The organism is Pseudomonas nitroreducens, from assembly GCF_024170165.1.
Classification (GTDB): Bacteria; Pseudomonadota; Gammaproteobacteria; order Pseudomonadales; family Pseudomonadaceae; genus Pseudomonas; species Pseudomonas nitroreducens_C.
In genome coordinates, this window is sequence record NZ_JALJXP010000004.1 from 89,711 (window position 1) to 102,992 (window position 13,282).

Here is a 13,282-nt window from a genome sequence, read left to right on the forward strand (position 1 = left end):
CCGCGTGAATCATGGCAGTCCACCCTGTACGGTCCGCTCGTTCGGTCCGCTCGTTCGGTCCGCGACAACGGTCAAGTTGACAGGAGTACTGCCATGAAACGTGCCGCCCTGCTCATTACTGCCGCGCTGCTGGCGTCGCCGGCTTTTGCCGCCGACCTGTGCAGCGACAATCTGCAGAAAGTCGATGACGCGGTGAAAACCGTCACCAACAACACCCAGGCCCAGGAACAGGCCATGCGCCTGCAGGAAAAGGCCGCCCAGGCCCAGGCCTCGGGTGACACCAAGGCCTGCATCGCGCAGACCGAAAAGGCCCTGCAACTGCTCAAGCACAACAGCGGTGCCGGCGGAGCCAACGGGTGATCGCCCTCGCGGCGGCCGGTTCACAACCGGTCGCCGCTCATAAGGCCGGCGAAGCCTTCGGCATTCGCAAGGCCGCAGTTCGTTCCCCCGCCCCGCTCGCTCCCTAAGATGTAGCGATTCCCGACAACAAGCAGCACAACCGGAATCGCCATGCCTGTCTCCCGCCTGCTCATCGCCAACCGTGGCGAGATCGTCATCCGCATCGCCCGCGCCGCCGCCGAACTGGGTATCCAGACGCTGGCGATCTTCGCCGAGGACGATGCCGCCTCGCTGCATACACGCCAGGCCGACCAGGCCGCGCCGCTCAAAGGCCGCGGTGCCAGCGCCTATCTGGACCAGCAGCAGATCATCGAAGTCGCCCTCGCCCACAGCTGCGACGCAGTGCATCCGGGCTACGGCTTCCTCTCCGAGAACGCCGAATTCGCCCGCCGCTGCGAAGCCGTCGGCCTGACCTTCGTCGGCCCCTCGGCCGAGGTGCTGGACCTGTTCGGCGACAAGGCCCGCGCCCGCGACCTCGCCCGTGACCACGGCGTGGCGCTGGCCGCCGGCAGCAACAGCGCCACCTCGCTGGAAGACGCCGAACGCTTCTTCCGCGAGTTGCCCGCCGGTTCCGGCATGATGATCAAGGCCCTCGCCGGCGGCGGTGGGCGCGGCATGCGCGCGGTGCGCAGCGTCGAGGAAATCACCGACGCCTACACCCGCTGCCGGGCCGAAGCCCGCGCGGCCTTCGGCGATGACCGGCTCTACGTCGAGCGCCTGATCCCGCGCGCCCGCCACATCGAGGTGCAGGTGATCGGTGACGGCCGCGTCGTCAGCCACCTGTGGGAGCGCGACTGCACCCTGCAGCGGCGCAACCAGAAGCTGCTGGAGATCGCCCCCAGCCCCAACCTGCACCCGCGCCTGCGCGGCGCCATCCTCGCTGCCGCCGTGCGACTGGCCGAAGCGGTCAACTATCGCGGCCTGGGCACCTTCGAGTTCCTGCTCGACGAGGACAGCGGCGACTTCGTGTTCATGGAAGCCAACCCGCGCCTGCAGGTGGAACACACCGTCACCGAAGCGGTAACCGGCATCGACCTGGTCCAGGCGCAACTGCGCATTGCCGCCGGCGCCAGCCTCGCCGAACTGAACCTGACCCAGGCCGAGATTCCCGCGCCCCGCGGCCATGCCCTGCAACTACGGATCAACCTGGAAAGCCTCGCCAGTGACGGCACGCCCCATCTCGCCTGCGGCACCTTGAGCGCCTACGAGCCACCCTGCGGCCCCGGACTGCGCGTGGACGGCTATGGTTACGCCGGCTACCGCAACAGCGCCGGTTACGACTCGCTGCTGGCCAAGCTGATCGTCCACGGCAACGGTGGTTATCCACAGCTGGTGCAGCGCGCCTACCGCGCCCTCTGCGAGTTCCGCCTGGAGGGCGTGGCGAGCAACATCCCGCTGCTGCTCAACCTGCTGCGCCAGGGCGCGGTGGTCGACAACCAGGTCACCACCCGCTACATCGAAGAACACCTGCCGGCTCTGCTCGGCGCGCAGGAGCATGCCCATCCGCACCGTTTCTTCAGTCATGCCGGCGCAACCGCAGAAGCCCAGCGTGCCAGCGAAGCGCCGGCCGGTTGCATCTCCCTGGCGACGCCCAGCGCTGGCGTGCTGGTCAGCCTGAATGTCGCGGCCGGCGATGCCGTCGCCCAGGGCCAGACCATCGCCGTGATCGAAGCGATGAAGATGGAGTTCGAGGTGAAGGCCAGCGCCAGCGGCATCGTCCACAGCCTCGCCGCGACGCCCGGCGACAGCCTCGGCGAGGGCGACGCGCTGCTCTTCGTCGAGCCGGCGGACATCGCAGCGCAGGACCATGAAAGCAGCACGGCCATCGATCTGGACGCCATCCGCGCCGACCTCGCCGAAGTGCTCGAACGTCACGCCATCGGCCTCGACGAGCGCCGCCCGGAGGCCGTCGCCAAGCGCCACCGGATCGGCAAGCGCACCACCCGCGAGAACCTCGCCGACCTCCTCGATGACGGCAGCTTCATCGAGTACGGCGCCCTGGCCATCGCCGCCCAGCGCCGCCGTCGCAGCGTCGAGGAACTGATCGCCAGCAGCCCCGCCGACGGCTTGGTCAGTGGCCTGGGCAGCATCAACGCCGCGCAGTTCGGCGACGAGAAAGCCCGCTGCCTGGTGCTGGCCTACGACTACACGGTGTTCGCCGGCACCCAGGGCGTGATGAACCACAAGAAGACCGACCGCATGCTGCACCTCGCCGAGCAGTGGCGCATCCCGCTGGTGCTCTACGCGGAAGGTGGCGGCGGGCGCCCGGGCGACACCGATTTCGTCGGCGTAGCCGGGCTCGACAACATGAGCTTCGTCGGCCTGGCGCGACTTTCCGGACTGGTGCCGCTGGTGGGTGTGGTCTCCGGCCGCTGCTTCGCCGGCAACGCCGCGTTGCTGGGTTGCTGCGACGTGATCATCGCCACCCGCGATACCAGCCTGGGGATGGCCGGACCGGCGATGATCGAGGGCGGCGGTCTGGGCAGGTTCGCCCCCGAGGAAGTCGGCCCCAGCGACGTACAGAGCACCAACGGTGTGATCGACGTCCTGGTGGAGGACGAAGCCGAAGCCACGCGCATCGCCCGCCAGTACCTCGCCTACTTCCAGGGCGACAGCGCCGACTGGCAATGCACCGACCAGCGCCTGCTGCGCCACGCGGTGCCGGAGAACCGCCTGCGCGTCTACGACATCCGCCAGGTCATCGAGCAGCTGGCCGACAGCGGCTCGGTACTGGAGCTGCGTCGCCACTTCGCCGCCGGCATGATCACCGCGCTGGTGCGCATCGAGGGCAAGCCCTTCGGCCTGATCGCCAACAACCCCATGCACCTGGGCGGCGCGATCGACGCCGAGGCCGGCGACAAGGCCGCGCGCTTCATGCAGCTGTGCGACGCCTTCGACCTGCCGATCATCTCGCTGTGCGATACCCCCGGCTTCATGGTCGGCCCGGAGGCGGAGAAGACCGGCACCGTGCGCCACGTCTCGCGCATGTTCGTCACCGCCGCCAGCCTGACCGTGCCCTTCTTCACCGTGGTGCTGCGCAAGGGCTACGGCCTGGGCGCGCAGGCCATGGCCGCCGGCAGCTTCCACGCCGCGCTGTTCACGGTCGCATGGCCCAGTGGCGAGTTCGGCGCGATGGGGCTGGAGGGAGCGATCCGCCTCGGCTACGCCAAGGAGCTGGCCGCCATCGAAGACCCGCAGGAGCGGCAGAAGCTGTTCGACAAGCTGGTCGCCGCCGCCTATCGCAACGGCAAGGGACTGAACATGGCGAGCTACCTGGAGATCGACGACGTCATCGACCCGGCCGACACCCGCCGCTGGTTGCTGCGCGGCCTGGCGTCGACGCCCAGGCCCGCACCGCGCCAGGGGAAAAAGCGTCCATTGATCGACACCTGGTGATCCATGGGTTGAGCTGCTCGCCCGATCCGCTAGAATGCGCGGCGTCATTGGGGAGTAGCCGACCGTTCGACGAACGGGGGCGACGTCAACACACTTGGCCCGCAGGCCATGGCGTCGTCAGCAGCTTTGCCTGGCAAGACCTTTGACCACGTGATCTCCGCAACGGCCGGGGAGATGCGTGGTCATGGGTACTACACCGGCCTGGAGCTTCACCGTGATGCACCACCCCACCCTTCGCTCCACCTGTCTGGAGCTGCATGCATGCTGACTTTCATCCTCGAACTGCTCGGCATGCTGCTGGTGATCCTGATCGCCGCCGAACTCTTCACCAACGCGCTGGAACACTTCGGCGAGCGCCTGGGTATCTCCGAAGGCGTCACTGGGTCACTGTTCGCCGCGGTCGGTACCGCCCTGCCGGAGACCCTGATCCCGCTGCTGGCGCTGTTCGCCGGCACCAGCAATGCCAGCCTCAACGAGGAAGTCGGCGTCGGCGCCATCCTCGGCGCACCGCTGATGCTTTCTACCTTGTCCACCTGCCTGATGGCCCTCGCCGCCTGGCGCGCACGCGGCCTGTTCGGCCGCATCCGCCCCGAGCGCACAGGTGTACAGCGCGACCTGAACTTCTTCCTGGTCGCCTTCAGCTTCGCCACCATCGCCATGTTCGTGCCGGCTGAGCTGCACTCGGTGCGTGTCGCGCTCAGCGTGCTGCTGGTGCTCACCTACATCGGCTACATCACGCTGACCATCCGCGCCTCGCAGAGCCTTGTTGAGGACGGCCACGGCACCGAAGCCGACCACCACATGTACCTGTCGCGCATCGGCCTGCCGACCAACCTGGCCACCATCCTGCTGCAACTGCTGCTGGGCCTGGTACTGCTGGTGCTGGGCGCCAAGGGCTTCATCCATGGCGTGGAAGGCCTGTCGCACATCCTGGGCATTTCCGCGCTGCTGCTGTCGCTGCTGATCATCCCTATCGCCACCGAACTGCCGGAGAAGATCAACAGCATTCTCTGGGTACGCCGCGGCAAGGACACCCTGGCCTTTGGCAACATCAGCGGCGCCATGGTCTTCCAGGGCACGCTGCTGCCCGCGATCGGCATCCTGCTCACGCCCTGGCAGCCGCGCATCGAGGTGCTCACCGGCGTGCTGGTCACCCTCGGCGCCGCGCTCTGGCTGCGGATCAACGCCCAGCGCGGCGGCGGCCTGCCGATCTGGGTGCTGATGCTCAACGGCGTGCTGTACGCCGCCTATCTGGGTATCACCCTGTCGCGCTGACGCAGTCGGCTCATTGCCTACACTGACAGTCCGGGCTGCCGTTTCGGCGGCAGCTGCACGACTAGCAATACGCCGAAGGAGTGAGCATGAAAATCCTGGTAGTCCTGACCTCCCACGACCAGCTCGGCAGCACCGGCAAGAAAACCGGCTTCTGGCTCGAGGAGTTCGCCGCGCCCTACTACGTGTTCAAGGATGCCGGCGCCAGCCTGACCCTGGCTTCGCCCAAGGGCGGCCAGCCGCCGCTCGACCCCAAGAGCGACGAGGAAGGCGCGCAGACCCCGGCCACCCTGCGCTTCCGCCAGGACAGCGACGCCCAGGCGGCGCTGGCCAGCACCGTGAAGCTCAGCGAAGTGAAGGCCGACGACTACGACGCCGTGTTCTACCCCGGGGGCCACGGCCCGCTCTGGGACCTGGCCGAAGACCGCACCTCGGTGGCGCTGATCGAAGCCTTCCATTCCAGCGGCAAGACCGTCTCCGCCGTCTGCCACGCCCCGGCCGTGTTCCGCCACCCGCGAGGGCTGGACGGCCAACCGCTGGTGCAGGGCCGGCATGTCACCGGCTTCTCCAACAGCGAGGAGGACGCGGTGGGACTCACCGACGTGGTGCCCTTCCTCGTCCAGGACATGCTCAAGGCCAACGGCGCCCGCTACAGCAAGGGCCCGGACTGGCAGAGCCACGTCGAGGTGGACCGCGGCCTGATCACCGGGCAGAACCCCGCCTCCTCCGAAGCAGTGGCCGAAGCCGTGCTGAAATTCCTGGCCTGACAACAGCTTGCACCGCCCCGGTTGGCTATCGGGGCGGCTTTCCCGTACAATCGTCAACGACCTTTCAAGGTTTTGGGGCCGATTAGGATTCGACGCCGGTAACAAAACTCGAGGGGCATGCCGAGTAGGTGACAGTTCTCGTAAATCAGCTGCCACAACTTTATAGTTGCCAACGACGACAACTACGCCCTAGCAGCCTAAGTGCCGCTAGCAGACCCTAGGGGATGCCTGTAAACCCGAAGATTAGGTCTGTCATATAGAACAGGATCGCCGCCAAGTTCGCTGTAGACGTAACGGCTAAAACTCATACAGCTCGCTCCAAGCGCCCTGCCACTCGGGCCGCAAGGAGTTAACCTAATAGAGATGGCTAAGCATGTAGAACCGACAGCGGAGAACTGGCGGACGGGGGTTCAAATCCCCCCGGCTCCACCAAATCCAAAGAAAAAGGCGCTGAGCCTCAAGCCCAGCGCTTTTTTTCTTGCCTGCAATTTGCCTAGAGCGTCAGGAACCCCAGCCGCGGCATCAGCGGTTCGGCTTGTTCCTCCACCACCCTCTCCACACAAGGTTTGCGCAGGCGCAGGCGTTCGGCGTTGCACAGCAGCGGGCCGTCCTCGTCTTCGGCGCCGAAGGGGTCGTCGATCAGCACACCCTTGATCAGCCCCTGGCGGAACAGTTCGCGGATGGCGAAGAGGTTGGCCTCGCGGGGGCCGGCAAGATCGCCGATGGATTTGAAGTCGGTTTCCGTGAGCTGACTGAGCACAGCGCTCAATTGGGCCTGGGAGGGTTTGCGACTCATAGGGTACTCCGGGATGAAGCGGGGGCAAGCATGACTATCGGGAGCAAATATTAAGGCTTGATTAGCAAGCGAGCAGGCCGACCTTGGTCGGCCTGTCAGAGGAATCTTCCGACTCAGTCGCGGGAAATGCCCATTTCCAGCAGCGCGAGTCGTTCTTCGAGAGCCGCAATACGGCCTTCCAGTTCGACCAGACGGCCCTCGTCATGACCGCCGCCGTCGCTGCGCTCGCTGGAGGCACGGCTGCCACTGGCGGCGATGGCGGCCTCGCGGTCTTCCTCGGTGCCCAGCAGGTGCATGTAGCGGTCTTCGCGCTGACCGGCCTGGCGGTCGAGTTGCACGGCCATGCCACGACCGGCGAGACGCTCGAGCTGGTGGCGGACTTCCTCGGTGTCATCGAAGTCGTGCATGCGCTGGCTTCTGGTGAGCAGTTCATTGAGGGTTTGCGGGCCGCGCAGGAACAGCAGGCCGAGCAGGATGACCTGTGGCTTGACCAGTTCCAGCGCCTTGTCCAGCCGCTGCTCCCAGCGGTCGGCGCGGCTGCCCATGACCAGGCGGGTCATCTCGCGCCCTTCCAGATGACGCAGGGACTGGCCGACCTGACCAGGGGTGAGGTTCATCACCGGGTCGCGGCTGGTCTTCTGGTTGCACGCGGTGACCAGGGCGTTAAGGGTCAGTGGGTAGGCTTCGGGGGTGGTGACCTGCTTTTCGATCAGACACCCGAGCACGCGGGCATCCGTTGCACTCAGGGGGTCGAAGTCGGAAAGGGTGTCGAGCGACTGGCTCATGGCGGTATCCGTCGATGAGGGAACCGCCCTAGCCTAGCCGTTTACGCAGCGTTTGGCAGCCTCAGGCGGCTCCAGCCAGCCGGCGGTTCAGTGGTCGTTCAATGACCGCCCAGTGCGAGAAGGACGCCGCCAGCTCCTGCTCGCGCCCCTGCGCATCACGTCCCAGCGTGCGCCGGGCAAGGTCGCCAGTGAACCAGTTGGCGGTGTTGGCTGCGACAACTCGCCCCTCGCCATTCACCACCAGGGCTTCGTGGCCCATCTGCATCAGGCTGCCCAGCAGCACGCCCTCGAACTCGTGCAGGGCAATATCGGCGGCGGCCACGCCGATGAAGCGGCCGTCCACCTGGATCGGCACGGAAAAGGCGAGGATGTACAAATCGGTGCCATAGAGGTCGACGAAGGGCCCGATCACCGAGGGCTGGCCGCTGGCGCGCGGGCGGGAGAACCACGGCATGTTGAGGTAGTTGTAGAAGCTCTCGCTGCGCCGGTTGAAGTTCAGGCTCATGGGCACGAGCTTGTCGCCGCGGCCGTGGTACCACCACTCCAGGTACATCTCCTGATCGGCCAGCTCGCCCGGCTCGATCACCACGCCAGTACCGTGCAGGCGCGTACCGTCATCGGTGAGGTCGTGCTGGATGCGCGGGCGCAGCGCACCGAGGTCCTTCGAGGACGGACGCTTGCCTTCCTCCGCCAGCGTGCGCCAGATCGCCACGACATCGCCGGCCAGCTCGTCGAGGCGCTGGAAAACGTTACGGATGGAAGCGTCGATGCGCTGGGCGCAGCGCTGGAGTTCATCCGTGGGTTGTTCGCTGGACATGACCGGGGCCTCGCTGTTCTTGTCGTTGTTCTTGCTCAAGGGCGGGCCAGAGCGGCTCGCCAAGTCGGTTCGGTAAGTCAGTCGGTGCGCCCGCTCGGCCGCGCCGTGAACGCAGCAAGCGCTGTGCCAGTCAGCCGTCGTCGGCCAGCAGGCTCAGGCGCAGATTGATCAGCCGCTTGATGCCACGGGTGACGTGCGCGTCGGCCAGCGCGCCGGCGAGATTCGAATCCCCCGCACTGATCGCTTCGAGGATGGCGCGATGCTCCTGCTCGATCGCCGTCGCCCCCGGGAAGCCTTCCACCGGCAGCCACAGCCACTCGCCGATTTCCGCCTGCAGGCGCGTCTCCGCATGGGTCAGGCGCACGGACTGGGCGGCGACGGCGATCTCGATATGGAAGCGTGCATCGGCGCGGCGCTGTTCCTGCCGGGTCATGGCGCTCGCCAGTGCATCGAGGTACTGGGCGATGCGCGCCTGCTCATCGGAAGTGGAGCGCTGCGCGGCGAGACGAGCGGCAGCACCGGCGATGGCGACATGCTCGTCACCCAGGTCGCGCAGCTCCAGTGCACTCATCTGGCGCAGTTGCCCCAGCAGGGCGTCCTCGGAAGTGTGCTGCGGCGAGCAGACGAAACTCCCGCCGTTGCGCCCGCGCCGGGTCTCGATCACGCCGCGCTCGCGCAGCTCTGCCAGAGCATCGCGCAGGGTCACGGTGGCGACACCGAACTGCATCGCCAACTCGCTTTCACTGGGCAGTTGCTCGCCTTCGGCGTAGAGGCCGAGGTCGACCATTTCCACCAGCCGGCGCGCGACTTCCTCGGTGCGCCCTTCCTGGCGCAGGCGCATGAAACTGGCGGGGCGGACTTTCCTGAATTCGTTCATAGGCAGCAGTGCGAGGAGCGCGGACGCTTCCTGCGCGGAATCTTCCTCTTTGGGTATCCGTGGCGAAGTCTACCGGCAAGTCCGGCTGCGACTTCGCGCAAAACTATGTCTCCATATTTTTAAATCGCTTTCCGGACTTTCAGCAAGGTCTTTTGCCACGAAAAACCCTTTCCAGCGCTCATTTTTCGCCCTGTATTGGCAACCGTTAAAACATAAGATATGGTTTCAAATGTATTTGCCAGCGACGGTCCGCAGGCCGTCTCCGCCAACAACAGCAACAACGAGGAGCGATACGCATGAGCCAGCCAACCCGCGCCGAATGGGAAGCCCGCGCCAAGACCCTGAAGATCGAGGGCCGCGCCTTCATTCAGGGCGAGTACCTTGCCGCCGCCTCCGGCGAGACCTTCGATTGCATCAGCCCGGTGGACGGCCGCCTGCTGGCCAAGGTCGCCAGCTGCGACGCCGCCGATGCCGAGCGCGCCGTGCAGAGCGCCCGCAACACCTTCGACTCCGGCGTCTGGTCGCGTGAAGCGCCGGCCACCCGCAAGGCTGTGATGATCCGCTTCGCCGCCCTGCTGGAAGAGCACGCCGAGGAGCTGGCGCTGCTGGAAACCCTGGACATGGGCAAGCCCATCGGCGACTCGCTGAACGTCGACTTGCCGGGCGCCGCCGACTCCCTGCGCTGGAGCGGCGAGGCCATCGACAAGGTCTACGACGAAGTAGCCGCCACCGCCCACGATCAGCTTGGCCTGGTCACCCGCGAACCAGTGGGCGTGGTCGCCGCCATCGTGCCGTGGAACTTCCCGCTGATGATGGCCGCGTGGAAGCTCGGCCCGGCGCTGGCCACTGGCAACTCGGTGATCCTCAAGCCGTCCGAGCGCTCGCCGCTGACCGCCATCCGCATCGCCCAGCTGGCCATCGAAGCGGGCATTCCCGCCGGCGTGCTGAACGTGCTGCCAGGCTACGGCCACACCGTCGGCAAGGCCCTGGCGCTGCACATGGACGTGGATACCGCGGTGTTTACCGGTTCCACCAAAATCGCCAAGCAACTGATGGTCTATGCCGGCGAATCGAACATGAAGCGCGTCTGGCTGGAAGCCGGCGGCAAGAGCCCGAACATCGTCTTCGACGACGCACCGGACCTGCAGGCCGCCGCCGAATCCGCCGCCGCGGCCATCGCCTTCAACCAGGGCGAAGTGTGCACCGCCGGCTCGCGCCTGCTGGTGCAGAAGTCGATCAAGGCGAAGTTCCTGCCGCTGGTGGTCGAGGCTCTCAAGGGCTGGAAGGCCGGCCACCCGCTGGACCCGGAAACCAACGTCGGCGCACTGGTCGACGGCCGCCAGCTGGAGCAGGTGCTGGGCTACATCCAGGCCGGCCAGGACGAAGGCGCGAAGATCCTCACCGGCGGCAAGCGCGTGCTGGAGGAAACCGGCGGCACCTACGTCGAGCCGACCCTGTTCGACGGCGTGAGCAACGCGATGAAGATCGCCCGCGAGGAGATCTTCGGCCCGGTGCTCTCGGTCATCGAGTTCGAGGACGCCGAGGACGCCATCCGCATCGCCAACGACACCCAGTACGGGCTGGCGGCGGCGGTCTGGACCCGCGACATCTCCAGGGCCCACCTCACCGCCCGCGCCCTGCGCGCCGGCAGCGTGTGGGTGAACATGTACGACGGCGGCGACATGACCGCGCCCTTCGGCGGCTTCAAGCAGTCGGGCAACGGCCGTGACAAGTCGCTGCACGCCTTCGACAAGTACACCGAGCTGAAAGCGACCTGGATCAAGCTGTAACGCGATCCGGCATACGAGAGGTTTGGAGCAAGACGGCGCGCGGCTGACCCCGCGCGCCGAACAATAACAACAACGCTTTCCGTTGCACCCGATTGGCTGCCGACGCGAAAACCTCAGACAGGACACCCACGATGAACAGCTCGATCCAGCCAGGCGCCGCCCTGGACCGCGACGCGGAGCAACTCCGCGCGCTGGGCTACACCTCCAATTTCGAACGCAGCATGACCCTCTGGCAGAACTTCGCCCTGGGCTTCACCTACCTCTCGCCGGTGGTCGGCGTGTACACCCTGTTCGGCCTGTGCCTGGCCGCCGGCGGCCCGCCGATGTTCTGGTCGTACCTGCTGGTGGGCATCGGGCAGATGCTGGTGTGCCTGATCTTCTGCGAAGTCGTCTCGCAGTTCCCCATCTCCGGCGGCGTCTACCCCTGGGCACGACGCCTGGTAGGCAAGCGCTGGGCGTGGATGGTCGGCTGGATCTACTCGGTGTCGCTGTGCGTGACCATCGCCGCCGTGGCCCTGGGCGCCGGCCCGTACATCGCCACCCTGCTCGGCTTCGAATCGACGCCGGTGACAAACACCTTCGTCGCCCTGGCGCTGACGGTGATCGCCACCCTGCTCAACCTGTCCGGTACCAAGCTGCTGGCCCGCGTGGCGATGTTCGGCTTCATCTGCGAGCTGCTCGGCGCACTGGTGATCGGCACCTACCTGCTGATCTTCGAACGCCACCAGCCGTTCTCGGTGCTGTTCAACACCTTCGACATCCGCATCGACGGCAGCTACTGGCCGGCGTTCCTCACCGCCTCACTGGCCGGCATGTTCCTCTACTACGGCTTCGAGGCCTGCGGTGACGTCGCCGAGGAAACCCCGAACCCGAGCCGGCGGATTCCCAAGGCCATGCGCATGACCATCTGGATCGGCGGTGGCGCAGCCATCTTCGCCGCCCTGGCGCTGATCCTCGCGGTACCGGACATGGCTGCGGTGATCTCCGGTGCGGACAAGGACCCGATGACCACCATCCTCGACAATGCCTTCGGCGTCACCGGCGCACGGCTGGTAATGGCAGTGATCATCGTCTCGTTCGTCTCCTGCGTACTCAGCCTGCAGGCCGCTGCCAGCCGCCTGCTGTACTCCTACGCCCGCGACGAGATGGTGATGGGCAGCGGCCTGCTCAAGCGCCTGTCGCCCAACACCCACGTGCCGGTGGCTGCGCTGATCGCCTGCGGCGTGATCCCGTCGGTGATCGTCTGCGCCGGCTTCTACCTGCAGAACGCCATCGCCATGGTGGTGAGCTTCGCCGCCATCGGCATCTACCTGTCGTTCCAGATGATCGTCGGCGGCGCCCTGTTCGCCCGCCTGCGCGGCTGGAAGCCGAGCGGCGCCTTCACGCTGGGCAACTGGGGCTGGATCGTGAACGTGCTGGCGCTGACCTACGGCGTGCTGGCGATCATCAACATGTCCTGGCCGCGTACGCCGGATGCTCCCTGGTACCTGAACTACGGGATCATCCTGGTCGGCGGCATCGTGATCGTGCTGGGCCTGGCCTACATGACCCTGTTCCGCCCTTACGACAAGGGCACCGCTCCCCACGGGGATGCGTGGAAGCTGCATCAGCAGTAAGCGTTCGACGTGAAACGAAAACGCCCGGCAGGATGCCGGGCGTTTTTCAGGGTAGGCAGTGAGTGAGCAGTCGCTGCACGGATTCCGCCAGCGGCTCCACGCTGGTATCAATCACAACCTCCGGCGCAAGAGGCTCTTCGTAAGGCGAGTCGAGCCCGGTGAAATCACGGATCAGCCCCTGCCTCGCCTTGCTGTACAGCCCCTTGGGATCCCTCTGCTCGCAGAGAGTCAGCGGAGTGGAAACATGGACTTCAAGGAATCTTCCGGGTCCGAACATCGCCCGCACCCGCTCACGATCACGCCGAAACGGCGAGATGAAAGCACAGAGAACAATCAACCCGGCGTCCGCCATGAGCTTTGCCAGCTCGCCGGCCCGACGGATGTTCTCCGCTCGATCGGCCTCGCTCATGCCAAGGTCCCGGCAAAGGCCGTGGCGCACGTTGTCGCCATCGAGCAGGCAAGCTTTCACTCCCGCATCGTACAGCGCAATGTCGAGTGCATTGGCGAGCGTCGATTTTCCTGCTCCCGAGAGACCGGTAAACCAGACGCACACGCCACGTTGCTGCATCAATTCCGCACGCATCCGCGGGGTCACTTTCTGTTCGTGCCAAAGGACCTCGCGACTCGGGGCCATAGACATGTCTGCCTGCTCATCTCGGAAAAATGGAACAGACTGGCGATTATCGAGAAAGGTTCCAATGCGCCCCCCCGCGAAACGCGGAGCGGCATTTCCGGCTTGCGAACACGCACACAAGTGCCACGAGACG

The 13,282-nt window shown here is 66.1% G+C and carries 11 protein-coding genes, 1 other RNA gene and 1 riboswitch; of the genes, 7 read left to right on the plus strand and 5 right to left on the minus strand.

Annotation, left to right across the window (positions count from 1 at the left end; genetic code table 11):
- Window positions 1-93 precede the first annotated feature (93 nt).
- The 5 genes from J2T47_RS09750 (at window position 94) to ssrA (ending at window position 6,266) form a co-directional block, all read left to right on the plus strand.
- Window positions 94-360, plus strand: a complete 267-nt coding sequence (locus J2T47_RS09750) for a hypothetical protein (RefSeq protein WP_253445305.1) — start codon at window positions 94-96, stop codon at window positions 358-360.
- A 150-nt stretch (window positions 361-510) separates the two neighbouring features.
- Window positions 511-3,795, plus strand: a complete 3,285-nt coding sequence (locus J2T47_RS09755; RefSeq protein ID WP_253445309.1) for a carboxyl transferase domain-containing protein — start codon at window positions 511-513, stop codon at window positions 3,793-3,795.
- A gap of 37 nt (window positions 3,796-3,832) precedes the next feature.
- Window positions 3,833-4,005: riboswitch (yybP-ykoY riboswitch) on the plus strand.
- Between the two features lie 51 nt (window positions 4,006-4,056).
- Window positions 4,057-5,070, plus strand: coding sequence for a sodium:calcium antiporter (locus J2T47_RS09760; RefSeq protein WP_253445312.1), 1,014 nt, complete (start codon window positions 4,057-4,059; stop codon window positions 5,068-5,070).
- An 86-nt stretch (window positions 5,071-5,156) separates the two neighbouring features.
- Window positions 5,157-5,834: a type 1 glutamine amidotransferase domain-containing protein gene (locus J2T47_RS09765; protein WP_253445315.1), complete on the plus strand. Its 678-nt coding sequence runs from the start codon at window positions 5,157-5,159 to the stop codon at window positions 5,832-5,834.
- Window positions 5,835-5,908: 74 nt separating this feature from the next.
- Window positions 5,909-6,266, plus strand: a transfer-messenger RNA (tmRNA) gene (gene ssrA / locus J2T47_RS09770).
- Window positions 6,267-6,327: 61 nt separating this feature from the next.
- Here the strand turns inward: ssrA and J2T47_RS09775 are convergent.
- From J2T47_RS09775 to J2T47_RS09790, 4 genes are all read right to left on the minus strand, one after another.
- Window positions 6,328-6,630 (minus strand): hypothetical protein, encoded by a 303-nt coding sequence (locus J2T47_RS09775; RefSeq protein WP_253445318.1) that lies wholly within the window; start codon window positions 6,628-6,630, stop codon window positions 6,328-6,330.
- 113 nt (window positions 6,631-6,743) lie between these two features.
- Entirely contained in the window at window positions 6,744-7,415 is a 672-nt protein-coding gene (locus tag J2T47_RS09780; RefSeq protein ID WP_253445320.1) for a YceH family protein, read from the minus strand.
- A 61-nt stretch (window positions 7,416-7,476) separates the two neighbouring features.
- Complete coding sequence (locus tag J2T47_RS09785) at window positions 7,477-8,271, minus strand: cache domain-containing protein (protein ID WP_253445324.1); 795 nt, start codon at window positions 8,269-8,271, stop codon at window positions 7,477-7,479.
- A gap of 91 nt (window positions 8,272-8,362) precedes the next feature.
- The gene (locus J2T47_RS09790; protein ID WP_253445327.1) at window positions 8,363-9,109 is read right to left on the minus strand and encodes a FadR/GntR family transcriptional regulator; all 747 of its coding nucleotides are present in this window, start codon (window positions 9,107-9,109) and stop codon (window positions 8,363-8,365) included.
- 296 nt (window positions 9,110-9,405) lie between these two features.
- On the opposite strand from J2T47_RS09790, the gene J2T47_RS09795 reads away from it, so the two are divergent.
- Window positions 9,406-10,899 (plus strand): aldehyde dehydrogenase, encoded by a 1,494-nt coding sequence (locus J2T47_RS09795; protein ID WP_253445330.1) that lies wholly within the window; start codon window positions 9,406-9,408, stop codon window positions 10,897-10,899.
- A 131-nt stretch (window positions 10,900-11,030) separates the two neighbouring features.
- Window positions 11,031-12,515 carry an APC family permease gene (locus J2T47_RS09800; protein ID WP_253445333.1) on the plus strand — a complete coding sequence of 495 codons (1,485 nt, stop codon included), beginning with the start codon at window positions 11,031-11,033 and terminating at the stop codon, window positions 12,513-12,515.
- A 46-nt stretch (window positions 12,516-12,561) separates the two neighbouring features.
- Here the strand turns inward: J2T47_RS09800 and cysC are convergent, their stop codons facing one another.
- On the minus strand, window positions 12,562-13,155 hold the full coding sequence (gene cysC, locus J2T47_RS09805) for an adenylyl-sulfate kinase (RefSeq protein WP_437180967.1): 594 nt from the start codon (window positions 13,153-13,155) through the stop codon (window positions 12,562-12,564).
- Window positions 13,156-13,282: the final 127 nt, after the last annotated feature.